15 protein-coding genes are annotated in these 14,097 nt (G+C 72.7%); 7 read left to right on the top strand and 8 right to left on the bottom strand.

What is annotated here, in order from left to right; all coding sequences use genetic code 11:
- Positions 1-9: 9 nt before the first annotated feature.
- From ABLE53_RS16480 to ABLE53_RS16470, 3 genes are read right to left on the bottom strand one after another with little or no spacing between them, the layout of a single operon-like run.
- On the bottom strand, positions 10-1,296 hold the full coding sequence (locus tag ABLE53_RS16480) for a glycosyltransferase 87 family protein (protein ID WP_348860133.1): 1,287 nt from the start codon (positions 1,294-1,296) through the stop codon (positions 10-12).
- Positions 1,297-1,332: 36 nt separating this feature from the next.
- The gene (locus ABLE53_RS16475) at positions 1,333-1,560 is read right to left on the bottom strand and encodes an acyl-CoA carboxylase subunit epsilon (RefSeq protein ID WP_348860132.1); all 228 of its coding nucleotides are present in this window, start codon (positions 1,558-1,560) and stop codon (positions 1,333-1,335) included.
- On the bottom strand, positions 1,557-3,194 hold the full coding sequence (locus ABLE53_RS16470; protein ID WP_348860131.1) for an acyl-CoA carboxylase subunit beta: 1,638 nt from the start codon (positions 3,192-3,194) through the stop codon (positions 1,557-1,559). Before ABLE53_RS16470 ends, ABLE53_RS16475 begins: the two co-directional genes overlap by 4 nt.
- 34 nt (positions 3,195-3,228) lie before the next feature.
- Between ABLE53_RS16470 and ABLE53_RS16465 the strand changes: the two genes are divergently transcribed.
- The 5 genes from ABLE53_RS16465 (at position 3,229) to ABLE53_RS16445 (ending at position 7,172) form a co-directional block, all read left to right on the top strand.
- Positions 3,229-4,029, top strand: coding sequence for a biotin--[acetyl-CoA-carboxylase] ligase (locus tag ABLE53_RS16465; RefSeq protein ID WP_348860130.1), 801 nt, complete (start codon positions 3,229-3,231; stop codon positions 4,027-4,029).
- Positions 4,030-4,036: 7 nt separating this feature from the next.
- Complete coding sequence (locus ABLE53_RS16460) at positions 4,037-4,540, top strand: PH domain-containing protein (protein WP_348860129.1); 504 nt, start codon at positions 4,037-4,039, stop codon at positions 4,538-4,540.
- Positions 4,533-5,486 (top strand): adenylate/guanylate cyclase domain-containing protein, encoded by a 954-nt coding sequence (locus ABLE53_RS16455; RefSeq protein WP_348860128.1) that lies wholly within the window; start codon positions 4,533-4,535, stop codon positions 5,484-5,486. Before ABLE53_RS16460 ends, ABLE53_RS16455 begins: the two co-directional genes overlap by 8 nt.
- 149 nt (positions 5,487-5,635) lie before the next feature.
- Positions 5,636-5,947 carry a winged helix-turn-helix domain-containing protein gene (locus tag ABLE53_RS16450; RefSeq protein WP_348860127.1) on the top strand — a complete coding sequence of 104 codons (312 nt, stop codon included), beginning with the start codon at positions 5,636-5,638 and terminating at the stop codon, positions 5,945-5,947.
- 67 nt (positions 5,948-6,014) lie between these two features.
- Positions 6,015-7,172, top strand: a complete 1,158-nt coding sequence (locus ABLE53_RS16445) for a 5-(carboxyamino)imidazole ribonucleotide synthase (protein ID WP_348860126.1) — start codon at positions 6,015-6,017, stop codon at positions 7,170-7,172.
- 39 nt (positions 7,173-7,211) lie between these two features.
- Here the strand turns inward: ABLE53_RS16445 and ABLE53_RS16440 are convergent, their stop codons facing one another.
- The gene (locus ABLE53_RS16440) at positions 7,212-8,840 is read right to left on the bottom strand and encodes a GMC oxidoreductase (RefSeq protein WP_348860125.1); all 1,629 of its coding nucleotides are present in this window, start codon (positions 8,838-8,840) and stop codon (positions 7,212-7,214) included.
- A gap of 109 nt (positions 8,841-8,949) precedes the next feature.
- Here ABLE53_RS16440 and purE point away from each other — a divergent pair, with 109 nt between their 5' ends.
- Both purE and ABLE53_RS16430 read left to right on the top strand, forming a co-directional pair.
- Entirely contained in the window at positions 8,950-9,438 is a 489-nt protein-coding gene (purE, locus tag ABLE53_RS16435; protein WP_348860124.1) for a 5-(carboxyamino)imidazole ribonucleotide mutase, read from the top strand.
- Between the two features lie 52 nt (positions 9,439-9,490).
- Complete coding sequence (locus tag ABLE53_RS16430) at positions 9,491-9,652, top strand: hypothetical protein (RefSeq protein WP_348860123.1); 162 nt, start codon at positions 9,491-9,493, stop codon at positions 9,650-9,652.
- An 11-nt stretch (positions 9,653-9,663) separates the two neighbouring features.
- Here the strand turns inward: ABLE53_RS16430 and ABLE53_RS16425 are convergent, their stop codons facing one another.
- The 4 genes from ABLE53_RS16425 to ABLE53_RS16410 are packed head-to-tail and all read right to left on the bottom strand — an operon-like array spanning position 9,664 to position 14,085.
- Entirely contained in the window at positions 9,664-10,449 is a 786-nt protein-coding gene (locus ABLE53_RS16425; protein ID WP_348860122.1) for an NAD(P)H-binding protein, read from the bottom strand.
- Entirely contained in the window at positions 10,446-12,551 is a 2,106-nt protein-coding gene (locus ABLE53_RS16420; RefSeq protein ID WP_348860121.1) for a xanthine dehydrogenase family protein molybdopterin-binding subunit, read from the bottom strand. The genes ABLE53_RS16425 and ABLE53_RS16420 overlap by 4 nt, the downstream gene beginning before the upstream one ends.
- Positions 12,548-13,576, bottom strand: a complete 1,029-nt coding sequence (locus ABLE53_RS16415; protein ID WP_348860119.1) for an FAD binding domain-containing protein — start codon at positions 13,574-13,576, stop codon at positions 12,548-12,550. The genes ABLE53_RS16420 and ABLE53_RS16415 overlap by 4 nt, the downstream gene beginning before the upstream one ends.
- Positions 13,573-14,085: a 2Fe-2S iron-sulfur cluster-binding protein gene (locus ABLE53_RS16410; protein WP_348860118.1), complete on the bottom strand. Its 513-nt coding sequence runs from the start codon at positions 14,083-14,085 to the stop codon at positions 13,573-13,575. Before ABLE53_RS16410 ends, ABLE53_RS16415 begins: the two co-directional genes overlap by 4 nt.
- Between the last annotated feature and the right edge of the window lie 12 nt (positions 14,086-14,097).

Here is a 14,097-nt window from a genome sequence, read left to right as displayed (position 1 = left end):
CGGCGCGGATCAGTCGTCGGCGAGCGCCGGCCGCCGCGCCGCCTCGGGCACCCGCGGCGGCACCAGCAGGCGCGCGGCCCGCCAGGCGGCGTACGCGAAGAGGCCGGCGAGCAGCACGTTGCGTGCGGCCAGCAGGCCGACGTACAGGCCGGTGCCGGGGAAGCGGCCGAGCACGTAGCCGTAGTGGCGCGGGAAGACCTCGTGCGTGAGCGCGGCGGCGCCCAGCAGGAGCGCCGACCAGGTCAGGAGGGCACGGAGGCCGGGTCGCCCGTCGAGGAGGAGTACGCCGGCCGCGGCGGCGGGGAGCAGCCACAGGAGGTACTGCGGGCTGAGCACCTTGTTGGTCACGACGAACCCGGTCACCGAGGCGAGCACGAGCCACACCAGCGGCTCGACGCTCCGGGCGGGCGGGGCGTCGCGGAGCCGGAGCCACGCGAGCGCCCAGCCGGCCGCGACGAGGACGAGCGCGAGCACCGCGGCGACCGAGACGAGCACGAGCAGCGGACCCACGACCGGCCCGCCGACGTCGTACGCCTTCCACGTCGTGTAGGTGACGGTGTAGCCGTCGGCGCCGTTCGCCCACGCGAGCATCGCGGGGGTGGCCGCGACCGACTCGATCTGCAGCCCGCGGTCGCTCTGGTAGGTCAGCGGCGTCCAAAGCCGGTGCCAGCCGCCCGCGACGAGGCTGCCGGCGGCCAGGACGACGCCGGCCACGGCGACGGTGGCCACCACCCGCCGCCGGCCGGTGCGTGGCGCGGCGAGCGCGGGCAGGACGAGGAAGGGCCAGTACTTCACCCCCGTCGCCACCGCTCCGAACGCCGCCGCCACGCCGGGCCGGTGGACGGCGTACAGCAGCGCGAGTCCGACGAGGATGCCGGGGACGAGGTCGAACCGGGCGTACGTCGTGGCGCCCAGCGCCGGCGCCGCCGCCAGCCAGACCCACTCGGCGGCGGTGATGCCCAGGTAGGTCCGCGGCTGCTCCGGGCGCCACTCCCGGGCCCGGACCAGCATCACGAGGAAGAAGAGGTCGGTGGCCACGCCGAGCGCTGCGATCACGGCGACGTAGGCGCCGACGTGGCCGACCAGCCCGAGCAGCGCGTAGGGCAGCCAGAGCAGGAGCAGAGCCGGCACGGGGTACTCGGTCAGCGTGCCGGCCACGTGGTAGTGGTACAGCGCGGCCAGGCTGCCGCCGTAGTAGGTCACGTCACCGGTGACCATCCGCTCCTGGGTGCAGAGCAGGACGAGCACGAACCCGCGGGTGAGCACCCAGGCCACCGAGACGGGCCACACGCGCATCCGATCCCCCCCGAACCAGCTTGCTGTCGGCTGACCTCAGTGTGGCAGGCCGGAGGCCCGCCAGGCGCCGGGACCGTGGTGGAGCGGCGTACGAGGCCGGGGAGCCGCCCACAGCGACCGCGGCTTCCTCGGTGGCGGTGCCTCGGCGCCGCCCAGGGCGGAGAGGACCGCCACGATCGCCGCGACCTCCTCCGGCGTGGCGTCGGGGTTCACGACCCTGAGCAGCGGCTGGTCGGCCGGTGTCGGTTCGCTCTCGGTGCTCACAGCGGGATGTTCCCGTGCTTCTTCGGGGGCAGCGACTCGCGCTTGGTGCGCAGCAGCCGCAGCGCGCGGACGACCTCGGCGCGGGTCTCGTGGGGCGGGATGACGGCGTCGACGTAGCCCCGCTCGGCGGCGATGTAGGGGTTGGCGAGGGTGGTCTCGTACTCGTCGATGAGCTCCGCCCGGCGGGCCTCGACGTCACCGCCGGCGTCCGCGACCGCCTGCAGCTCGCGCCGGTGGATGATGTTGGCCGCGCCCTGGGCGCCCATGACCGCGATCTGCGCGGTCGGCCAGGCGAGATTGATGTCGGCGCCGAGGTGCTTGGACGCCATCACGTCGTAGGCGCCGCCGTAGGCCTTGCGGGTGATGATCGTGACGAGCGGGACGGTCGCCTCGGCGTAGGCGTAGATGAGCTTGGCGCCGCGGCGGATGATGCCGTTCCACTCCTGGTCGGTGCCGGGCAGGAAGCCGGGGACGTCGACGAAGGTGAGGACCGGCAGGTTGAACGCGTCGCAGGTGCGGACGAAGCGGGCGGCCTTCTCGGAGGCGTCGATGTCGAGGGTGCCGGCGAACTGCATCGGCTGGTTGGCCACCACGCCGACCGGGCGGCCCTCGATGCGGGCGAAGCCGACGACGATGTTAGGTGCGTAAAGTGGCTGGACCTCGAGGAACTCCCCAACCCCGTCATCATCAGTGTCGACGACGTGCGCGATCACCTCGTGCATGTCGTACGGCTGGTTCGCGCCGTCGGGGATGATCGTGTCGAGCTCGCGGTCGAGGTCGGTGATCTCGAGGTCCGCCGCCCCGAAATCCGGCCCGGCGTCGTAGGCCGGCGGCTCGTCGAGGTTGTTGGACGGCAGGTAGGAGAGCAGCGCCTTGACGTAGTCGATCGCGTCCTCCTCGTCGGCCCCCATGTAGTGGGCGTTGCCCGACTTGGTGTTGTGCGTCCGCGCGCCCCCGAGCTCCTCCATCGTGACGTCCTCGCCGGTCACCGTCTTGATGACGTCGGGCCCGGTGATGAACATCGCCGAGGTCTGGTCGACCATCACGGTGAAGTCGGTGACGGCGGGGGAGTAGACGTGGCCGCCCGCGCAGTTGCCCATGATCAGCGAGATCTGCGGGATGACGCCGCTGGCATGGACGTTGCGGCGGAAGATCTCGCCGTAGAGCCCGAGCGAGACCACGCCCTCCTGGATCCGGGCGCCGGCGCCCTCGTTGATGCCGATCAGCGGGCAGCCGGTCTTGATGGCGAGGTCCATGACCTTGGTGATCTTCTCGCCGTAGACCTCGCCCAGCGAGCCGCCGAAGACGGTGAAGTCCTGGCTGAAGACGCACACCTGGCGCCCGTCGATCGTGCCGTAGCCGGTGATGACGCCGTCGCCGTAGGGCCGGGTGCGCTCGAGCCCGAAGTTGGTCGACCGGTGCCGGGCGAGCTCGTCGAGCTCCTGGAAGGAGCCCTCGTCGAGCAGCATCTCGATCCGCTCGCGGGCGGTCTGCCTGCCCTTGGCGTGCTGTCGCTCGACGGCCTTCGCGGACCCTGCGTGGATCGCCTCGTCGAGCCGCTCCGCGAGGTCGGCGAGCTTGCCGGCGGTCGTGTGGATGTCGGGCCGTGGGGTGGCGTCTGGCTGCGCAGTCACGACTGACAATCTAGTGGGCGTGCCCGATGCCTCGATGAGACGCCCACCACTCGACGCCGTACGGCTGGCCGCCGTGAGCGGGTGGGACGTCGAGATCCTGCCGGAGACGCCCTCGACGAACGCCGTGGTCGCCGAGCGAGCCCGCCAGGGGGCGCCCGAGGGACTGGTCGTCACCACCGAGCACCAGACCGCCGGCCGCGGCCGCCTCGACCGGGCCTGGTCGACGCCGGCCCGCTCGGCGCTGACCGTCTCGGCGCTGCTGCGGCCCGACAGCGTACCCGCCGAGCGCTGGCCGTGGCTCCCGCTGATGACCGGCGTCGCGGTGGCCGACACGCTGCGGGGACAGGGGTACGCCGCCGGGCTGAAGTGGCCGAACGACGTGCTCATCTCCGGGCGGAAGGTGTGCGGCATCCTGGTCGAGCGGGTGGACTCGCCCGTCGGGCCGGCGGCGGTCGTCGGGATCGGACTCAACACCTCGCTCGCCGCCGACGAGCTGCCGGTGCCGACGGCGACCTCGCTCGCCCTCGAGAAGGGGGCGCCGGTCGACCGCACCGAGCTGCTCCACGCGCTGCTGGAGCAGTTGACGACGTCGTACGCCGCCTGGCGGGAGCGCCCGCAGGCGCTGACCGAGGCCTACCTCGGGCTGAGCGTGACCGTGGGCCGGTACGTCCGCGCGGAGCTTCCCGGCGGCGACCTGGTGGGGACGGCGACCGGCATCGACGCCTCCGGCCGGCTCGAGGTGGTCCCGGACGGCGGCACGGACCCGGTGGCGGTCGGCGCCGGCGACGTGGTGCACCTACGGGGTGCACCGGCGCCCGACGGGGAGGTGACATGATCTGCCCGTGGCCATCTCGAGCAAGCTCCTCAACCCGGGCGAGGAGGTCGTCGTCAGCACCCGCACGCATGCCAAGGTGCTGCTCCTGCCGCTCCTCGCGCTCGTGGTGCTGCTCGCGATCGCCGTCTTCGTGCAGGTACAGATCGGCAGCGCCGCGGTCCGGTGGATCGTCTGGGTCCTGGCCGCCGTCGGGATCCTGTGGTGGTTCCTGAGGCCCCTCGTGCAGTGGCTCGCGGCGTCCTACACCATCACCAACCGGCGCCTCATCACCCGCCACGGCGTTCTCACCCGCACCGGCCACGACATCCCGCTGACGCGGATCAGCGACGTGGAGTACGAGTTCGGGCTGGTCGACCGGATGCTCGGCTGCGGCACGCTGATGATCAGCGACGCCAGCACCGACGGTGAGGTCACCCTCCACGACATCCCGCACGTCGAGGACGTGCAGCGCCGCCTCAACCAGCTGCTCCACGAGCTCCACGACCCGAGTGGTCAGGGTGAAGGTGTCTGAGCCGCAGCAGAATGCCCTCACCGCTGTCCAGGTCGCCGAGCGTGCCGGCCTGAGCGTCGATCTCGCCAAGCGGCTCTGGCGCGCCCTCGGCTTCCCCGAGGTGCCCGACGAGGAGCCGTTCTTCGACGAGGACGACGTCGTGGCCGTGCGGACGCTGAAGGCGGTCGTCGACGACGGCATCATCGACTTCGACCTCTCCGTGAACCTCGCCCGCGGGATGGGCCAGACGATGGCGCGGCTCTCGGACTGGGAGGTCTCGGCGCTGCTGCACCGCGTCGAGGGGCTCAAGCAGGACGAGGAGTCCCCACGCGGCTCGGGTGACCTGCTCCAGGCCGCGGTCGGCGTCGCGGAGGAGTTCAGCGGACCGTTCGAGGAGCTGCTCGTCTACGCCTGGCGGCGCCACATCCGGGCCGCCCTGGCCCGGGTCGAGGCGTCGCTCGCCGGCGCTGACGAGCTCGGCACCACCCAGCTCTCGGTCGGCTTCGCCGACATCGTCTCCTTCACCGCGCTCTCCAACACGCTCACGGAGGAGAGGATCGGCGACCTGGTCGAGCTCTTCGAGTCCCGCTGCGCCGATGTCGTCGCCGTCCAGCACGGCCGGGTGATCAAGTCCCTCGGCGACTCCGTCCTCTTCGTCAACACCGACCCCATCCGGGCGTACGACACCGCCGAGGGGATCATCAACGTCATCGGCAAGGACCCGCGCATGCCCGACGTACGTGTCGGCATCGCCACCGGCTCCGTCGTCACCAGGCTCGGCGACGTGTTCGGTCCGCCGGTCAACATGGCCGCCCGGCTCACCGCCGTGGCCCGGCGCAACCGCGTGATCGTCGACGACGCCACCGCGGCCCTGCTGCCGTCCGCCGAGTTCGACACCCGCCGGCTCGCCGCCCGGCCGGTGCGGGGGTTCGGGATCGTCGAGCCGGTGTCCGTACGCCGGCACTGAGCGCGCGGTCGCCGACGCGCCGCCGATCGCCGCAGGTCGGATACCCGGTGGGGTAAGTGTTAGCAAAGGAAGGGATTGGCACGAATCGGCCAGTGGCCGATTCGGGCAAACCTTTGCCTGTGGGCTTTACCCAGACCTACGCTCGCGCCGTGATTCAGGTGCAAGACATCAAGCTCGACCCGGCGACGAGGCGCGCCTGGCGGGGCGACGAGGAGATCACCCTCTCGCGCAAGGAGTTCGACCTCGTCCACGCCCTCATCCGGCGCGCCGGCGACATCGTCAGCCGCGACGAGCTCATGCGCGACGTGTGGCACGCGAACTTCTACACCTCGTCGAAGACCATCGACGTCCACCTCGGCTGGGTGCGGCGCAAGCTGGGGGACGACAGCCGGAGGCCCCACCTGATCACGACGATCCGCGGCAAGGGCCTGCGTTTCGAGAAGGAGACCGTCGCGTCCTGACGCGCCGGTCGCCCGGGCGGCGGTGCCGAATCGGCTCCGGCCTGCCCGCCGCCATAGGATCTTGGGCGTGCCCCTCGCCCCGACCCTCGCCGTCATCGGCGGCGGCCAGCTGGCCCGGATGATGGCCCAGCCGGCCATCGCGCTCGGACTCCCGCTCCGACTTCTCGCCGAGGCCGAGGGGGTGTCGGCGGCCCAGGTCATCCCCGATCAGCTGGTCGGCGACTACCGCGACCTCGACACCCTCAAGAAGGTCACCGAGGGCTGCGACGTGGTCACCTTCGACCACGAGCACGTCCCTACCGAGCACCTGCACGCGCTGGAGGAGTCCGGCCTCGCCGTACGCCCCGGGCCCGACGCGCTCGTCCACGCGCAGGACAAGGCCGTGATGCGGGAGCGCCTCGGTGGGCTCGGGATCCCGTGCCCGCGCAACGCGGTGGTGACGAGCGTCGCCGAGGTCGAGGAGTTCGGCTTCCCGTGCGTGCTCAAGACGACCCGCGGCGGCTACGACGGCAAGGGCGTCTGGGTCGTACGCTCCGCCGCCGACGTCGAGGAGCCGCTCCGCGTGGCCGCCGAGAGCGGCGTCCGCATCCTGGCGGAGGAGCTGGTCGACTTCCGTCGTGAGCTCTCCGCGATCGTCGCCCGGTCCCCGAGCGGCCAGGCAGCGGCGTACCCCGTCGTCCACACCCTCCAGGTCGACGGCATCTGCCGGGAGGTGATCGCGCCTGCGCCCGATCTCGCGCCCGAGCTCGCCGGGCAGGCCCAGCAGATCGCGCTGACGATCGCGAAGGAGCTCGACGTGACCGGCATCCTCGCGGTCGAGATGTTCGAGACCGTCGACGGCCGGGTGCTCGTCAACGAGCTCGCGATGCGTCCGCACAACACCGGGCACTGGACCCAGGACGGCGCCGTCACCTCGCAGTTCGAGAACCACCTCCGCGCCGTCATGGACCTCCCGCTCGGCTCGCCGGCGCCCCGCGCCCGCTGGTCGGTCATGGTCAACATCCTCGGAGGCGAGACCCCCGACGTCGGCCGGCTGTACGACGGCTACCCGCACGCGCTCGCGCGCGACCCGCACCTGCGGGTCCACCTCTACGGCAAGGAGCTGCGGCCGGGCCGCAAGGTCGGCCACGTCAACACGTACGGCGACGACCTCGACGACTGCCTCGAGCGGGCCCGTCACGCCGCGGCGTGGTTCCGCGGCGACCTCGGCAACGACAGCGAGTAGCAGCCGGCAGCCGGCCGACGTCTCCGGCCTCAGCTGCGGTCAGATCACCGTGCCGACGTCCTGGCGGATCAGCACGTCGAGCGCGTGCTCGGCGACCGCCGCAATCGTCATCGACGGATTGCACGCGCCGGACGAGCCGGGGATCAGCGCGCCATCGAGGACGTAGAGGCCGCGCTGGCCGTGCACTCGGCCGACGGTGTCGCACACCGGGCCCATCACGGCACCGCCGAGGCTGTGCCAGGTGTTGGGGAGCACGGCGCCGACGTCGGTGAGTACGCCGTCGAGCCCGACGGTCTTGTGCATCCGCTCGTTGATCACCGAGAAGCTCCCGTTGTCGCCGAGGAACGGGAACTTCAGGTGGGCCTTCCCGGTCAGCGGCTGGTAGACGAACCGGCCGCGGTCCTCGGAGTACCCGTAGCCGATCACCATGATCGAGTGCGGGTCCACGACGTTGGTGCTGGTCAGCATCGGCGGCATCGCCGCCTGCACGATCGTGTTGACCGTCGAGGCGTCGTCCCAGTCGAAGGAGCCGAACACACACGGGCCGCCGGTGGTGGCGCCGAAGTCGGTGAACGGGTCGGTCCAGACGTAGATCCGGTCGCCGTTGGTGCCCCAGCCCTCGCCGACAGCGTCGGGCAGGTCCGGGATCGACCCTGTGCCCTGGGCCTCCACCAGCAGCCGGGAGGTGCCCGTCGAGCCGGCGGCCATGATGAGGGTGCCGGTGGTGATCGTCTTCGTCTCGAGCGTGGTGCCGTTGTCGTCGGTGCGGTCGGCCTGCACCACCCAGCTGCCGTCCGCGGCCCGCGCCACCGACGTGACGTTGTGGTGGTCCGCGATCGTGCAGCGGCCGGTCGCCTCCGCCTGCGCGAGGTAGGTGACGTCGAGGGAGTGCTTGCCGCCGTTGTTGACGCCGAGGAAGCAGTCCCCGTTCGTGTACGACGGCTTCATCTCGCCGCGCAGCTCGGCCAGTGCATAGGACCAGTCGATCGGCATGAACAGCTTCTGGACGTCGTACCCGGCGGCGAGCGACTTGTCCCGGAAGTAGCGCGCCGCGTAGTAGGGGTCGGCATCGATCAGCTCGTCGGGCGGTTGTGCGATCTGCAGCATCTGCGCCACCCGCGGGTAGTGGACCCGGTCGAGCAGGTCGTAGTCGAGGTCGGCGGGGAAGATCTTCGCGAAGACCGCGGGTGTCGGCTGGAGCGAGACGCCCTCATAGGCCACCGAGCCGCCACCAACGGCGGCCGGGACCAGCGCGAGCATGTTGTCGCCGGCGATGGCCTCCACGATGCCGACGTACGGCTCGAGGCCCAGCGGCGTGCCGAGCAGCGTCTGCAGCGCACGGGCGCCCTCGGGCAAGGTGCCGTACCAGAGGATGCGCTTGTCCGGCGGGTGCAGCGTCGGGAAGGTGTCCGCGTTCGGGCCGGTGGGCCAGCGCTTGCCGCGCTCGAGCACGGTGACCGGCACGCCCGCCTGGGCCAGCCGCAGCGCCGCGACGCTGCCGCCGAAGCCGGAGCCGACCACGACGACGCGGTGGTGCTCCGTGGAATGGGGGGTGGAATGGGTGGTGGAGCGGGGGATGGCGGCCGCCGCGGCGCGCGAGACGCCCGACCCGGCCACGGCCGCGGCAGTGCCGGCGGCGGTGATGAAGGTACGCCGAGTCGCACGCACGAGCGCTCCTGGTGGTGGGGGATGTCGCAGGGCTCGTCGGGAAAACGCGGGAGGCCGGGCGTGGTTACGGCAGCGAGAGCAGCGCGCGCGCCCCGATAGGCTCGGCGCCATGAGCGCGCAGGTGGGCATCGTGATGGGCTCGGACTCGGACTGGCCGGTGATGCAGGCGGCGGCGGAGGCGCTGGCGGAGTTCGGGGTCGCCTACGAGGCCGACGTGGTGTCGGCCCACCGGATGCCCGCGGAGATGATCGAGTACGGCGAGCGGGCCCACGAGCGCGGGCTGTCGGTGATCATCGCCGGGGCCGGTGGTGCGGCGCACCTGCCCGGCATGCTCGCGGCGGTGACGCCGCTGCCGGTGATCGGGGTGCCGGTGCCGCTGAAGTACCTCGACGGGATGGACTCGCTGCTCTCCATCGTGCAGATGCCGGCCGGGGTGCCGGTGGCGGCGGTCGCGATCGGCAACGCTCGCAACGCCGGGCTGCTCGCCGTACGCATCCTGGCGGCGACCGATCCCGGGCTCCAGCAGAGGATGCTCGACTTCCAGGCCGCGCTCAAGGAGGCGGCGCAGAAGAAGGGCGAGGCGGTCAGGGGCTCCTGACCCCTCCATGCCGCCCCTACATGCGGCCCGCCCGGCGGGATACCGGGGAGGCATGACTGCACCACCGATCGAGCCCACCGACCCGGACGTCGTCCCTCCCCGCCCGGACCCGGCGCCCGAGCCCGTGCCCGACCCCGAGCCGGCACCGGACGTGCCCCCTGCGCCCGAGCCGCTGCCGGGCGAGGAGCCGAGCGCGCCCGAGCCGCCCGACTGAGCCACGCTCCCTCATGACCCGGCCAGCACCTCCGTGACCGTGCGGGCCGGATGGCCGGTCACGCGCGGCACGACGTCGGAGACCTCGGCGACCGAGCCGTCCGCGATCGAGGAGTACCAGCTGACCTGGTCCTCCGGCACCTCTGCCGGCCCGTCGGCGAAGGCGAGGCCGGCGGCCGCGCACGCCTCGTCGAGGCTCAGCGCCTGTGGCCCGGTGACGGACAGCACCGCCTCGTCGTACGCGCCGGTCTTGTCGAGCAGCACCTCGACGGCCACCTCGGCGATGTCGTCGTGGCCCACGAAGGCGCACCGGCCCTTGCCTGCCGGGCCGCGCACGACGCCGTCGTCGGCGAAGCGGCGCAGCATCTGGGGGTAGTACGACGGCCGCAGCACCGTCCAGGTGAGGCCGCTGTCCGCGAGGACCTGCTCGGTGGCGAAGTGGTCGCGCGCGTTGACGTACGTCGCGTCGGGCGAAGCGCCGAGCAGCGAGATGTAGACGACCCGGTCGATCCCGACCGAGCGGGCGGCGTCGATGGCCGTGGCGTGCTCCTCCAGCCGTCGCCCGGACAGGTGGCCGGAGACGAGGAGCAGGGTGTCGGCGCCGGCGAGCGCGCGCGACATCGCCGCGTGGTCGGCGTACGGCGCCGGGAAGCGTGGCTCGTTGAAGCGCAGGTGGGCGACCCCGGCCAGCTTGCGCCGGTCGCGGGCGAGCGCGAGATGGAACGTCCCGCGGGCGTCGAGCAGCCGCGAGACCCGTCCGCCGAGCTGCCCGGTGACCCCGGTGACCGCGATCGTCACGCCAGGAACTTATCAGCGGTCAGCGGCAGCTCGCGGACCCTCACCCCGGTCGCGTGATAGGTGGCGTTCGCGATCGCGGCGGCCGTGCCGACGATCCCGATCTCGCCGATGCCGCGCGACCCCATCGGTGTGAACACCGGCGTCTCGTCCTCAAGCCACTCCGCGTCGATGCCGCGTACGTCGGCGTGGGCGGGGACGTGGTAGGTCGCCAGGTCCTGGGTCACGACGTGACCGAACCGCGGGTCGCGCACCGACTCCTCGTGGAGCGCGGAGCCGAGCCCCATCACGAGGCCGCCGAGGAACTGCGAGCGCGCGGTCGTCGGATTGATCACGCGGCCGACCGAGTAGACGCCGAGGAGCCGCTCGACCCGCAGCTCGCCGGTGTCGCGGTGGACCCGGGTCTCGGCGAAGACCGCGCCGAAGGAGTGGAAGGAGTACCGCTCGGCCTCGTCGCCGCGGGCCGCCCCCGCCTCGCTCCTCGCCCCCGGCTCCGGCCGGTCGCCGTGCTCCTCCCGGAACAGCTGGGCCGCGGCGACCACCGCCGAGCCCCACGAGCTGGTGCCCGAGGACCCGCCCGCGACCGTCGCCATCGGCAGCGAGGTGTCGGCGACGCGTACGTCGACCGCCTCGGGGCCGACCTCCAGGGCGTCGGCGGCGATCTGGGTGAGGACGGTGCGGGCGCCGGTGCCGATGTCGACCGAGCCGATCGAGACGGCGTACCGGCCGCCCTCCACCGCCTCCACGCGCGCGACGTTGCCTGGGAACCGCATCGCGGGGTAGGTCGAGGAGGCGACCCCGGTCCCGACCCACCACTCCTCGTCGCGGGTGGTCCGCGGCTGCGGCGACCGGTCGGCCCAGCCGAACCGTGCCGCCCCGCGGTCGAAGCACTCCAGCAGCCTGCGGGTGTCGAACGGGTTGCCCGTCTCGGGATCCACGTCGGGCTCGTTGCGGCGGCGCAGCTCGATCGGGTCGAGACCGCACGCCTCGGCGAGCTCGTCCATCGCCACCTCGTTCGCGAACATGCCCGGCATCTCACCGGGCGCGCGCATCCACGACGGCACCGCCACGTCGAGCACCGCGAGCCGGTGGCTGGTGCGGCGGTTCGGGGCGGCGTACATCATCCGCGTCGGTGAGGCCGTCTGCTCGGCGAACTCCTTCGTCCGCGAGCTCTGCTCCTGGACACGGTGCTCGATCGCGGTCAGCCGGCCGTCGCGGTCGGCGCCGAGCCGCAGGTGCGAGATGGTCGCTGTCCGGTAGCCCGCGAGCGCGAACATCTGCTGCCGGGTCATGACGACCCGGACCGGCCGGCCGGCGGTCGTCCGGGCGGCCAGGGCCGCGGCCATGACGTGGGAGTGCGCCTCGCCCTTGCTGCCGAACCCGCCGCCGACGTACGGCGCCATCACGCGGACCTGCTCCTTCTCGAGCCCGAGCATCGAGGAGAGCACCGAGGCGACACCGTGCACGCCCTGGCTGGCGTCGTACATCGTCAGCGTCTGTCGACCGTCCTCCTCGCCCCACCACGCCACGGTGGCGTGCGGCTCGAGCGGGTTGTTGTGCTCGTACGGCGTCCGGTAGGTCTGCTCCAGCACGACCTCCGCCCCGGCGAGCGCGGCGTCGACGTCGCCCTGCTCGGTGTCGGTCTCCTTGGCGGGGTTGACCTGCTCGGGACGGTACGTCGCGTTGTCCTCGCGCAGCTCCGCCTCGAACGGCTCGGCCTGCTGCTCGACGCGGAGCAGCCGGGCGCCCTCGCGCGCGGCCTCGGAGGTCTCCGCGAGGACCAGCGCGACGATCTGGCCGCGGTAGCCGATCCGGTCGTCCTGCAGGATCGCGAGCTCGCCGTTGCTCGTGTCCTCCAGCCGCGGCGCGTTGGTGTGGTCGACGACGGCGACGACGCCCGGGTGGTCGAGCGTCGCGCTCGTGTCGAGGCTCGTCACGCGTCCCCGCGCGACGGTCGACTGCACGAGCCAGCACGACAGCGGCGCCGGCACCGGTTGGTCGGCGGCGTACGCCGCCCGGCCGGTCACCTTCTCGGTGCCGTCGACCCGGGCGAGCGACGTCCCCATCACCTTCGCCGACAGCGGTGTCGTGGCGAGGTCGGTCATCGTCCCTCCTCCGAGTCCGGAGTCGCGTCAGGTGTCGTGTCGAGCTCGGGCACCAGCCGCCGGAAGGCGAGCGCGGTCGTGTTGCGGACCATCGGCACCTTGTACGCCGCTCCCGGCCCCGGGTCGGCGGCGCGCAGCTCCTCCCCGGCCGCAGCGCGTACGGCGTCCTCGGTGAGCCGCGTCCCGCGAAGCGTGTCCTCGGCGCGGGTGGCCCGCCAGGGCTTGTGGGCGACACCGCCCCAGGCGATCCGTACGTCGCGCACGGTGAGGTCGTCGGCGAGGTCCACGCCGACCGCGACGGAGACGAGGGCGAAGGCGTAGGAGGCGCGGTCGCGCACCTTCACGTACGTCGAGCGCCGGGCCGCCGCCGAGGGCGGCAGCTCCACGCCGGTGATCAGCTCGCCGTGGCCGAGCACCGTGTCGCGGTCGGGCTCGTCGCCGGGCAGCCGGTGCAGCTCCGCCGCCGGGATCCGGCGCTCGCCCTCGGCGGTGAGCGTCAGGACCGTCGCGTCGACCGCGGCCAGCGCGACGGCGAGGTCGGACGGGTGCACGGTGACGCACGCGGGGCTCGCGCCGAGCACGGCGTTGTAGTGCTCGTAGCCGCCGATCGCCGAGCAGCCGCTGCCCGGCTCGCGCTTGTTGCACGGTGTCGTCGCGTCCTGGAAGTACACGCAGCGGGTGCGCTGCAGCAGGTTGCCGCCGGTCGTGGCCTGGTTGCGGATCTGGCCGGACGCGCCGGCGAGCAGCGCACGGGCGACCGCCGGCCACTCGGCGCGCACCCGGGGGTGGGCGGCGAGGTCGCTGTTGCGGACGTTCGCGCCGACCCGCAGGCCGCCGTCGACCTCCTCGATCGCATCGAGGGGCAGGTGGCTGACGTCGACCAGCGTCTCGGGCGTGGCGACGCCGAGCTTCAGGTGGTCGACGAGGTTGGTGCCTCCGGCCAGGAACCGCGCCGTCGGGTCGGGCGCGACGGTCGCGACCGCCTGGGCGGAGTCGGCGGGACGGACGTAGCCGAGCTCCTTCACGCCTCCGCCACCTCCCGGATCGCCGCGAGGATGCCGGCGTACGCGCCGCAGCGGCAGAGGTTGCCGCTCATCCGCTCGCGGATCTCGGTGTCGGTGAGGTGCTCGACCGACGCGGGCTCGGCGAGGTCGTCCGTCACGTGGCTGGGCCTGCCGTGGGCGGCCTCGTCCAGCATCCCCACCGCCGAGCAGACCTGGCCGGGCGTGCAGTAGCCGCACTGGTAGCCGTCGTGGGCGAGGAACGCCTCGTGCATCGGATGCAGGCCGCCGGGGGAGAGCCCGGCGGCCGTGGTGAGCTCGGCGCCGTCGTACGACACCGCGAGGGCGAGACAGGTCAGCTGCCGTCGGCCGTCGACCAGCACCGTGCACGAGCCGCACTGGCCGTGGTCGCAGCCCTTCTTCGGCGAGGTGTTGCCGAGCCGCTCGCGCAGCGCGTCGAGGAGGGTGGTCCGGGTGTCGACGGTCAGGGTGTGGGACTCGCCGTCGACCGTGAGCTGGATCGGGGTGTCCACGCCCGATCGGTG

The organism is Nocardioides asiaticus, assembly GCF_040049175.1.
Classification (GTDB): Bacteria; Actinomycetota; Actinomycetes; order Propionibacteriales; family Nocardioidaceae; genus Nocardioides; species Nocardioides cheoyonin.
This window is presented reverse-complemented; position numbering and strand designations above follow the sequence as displayed.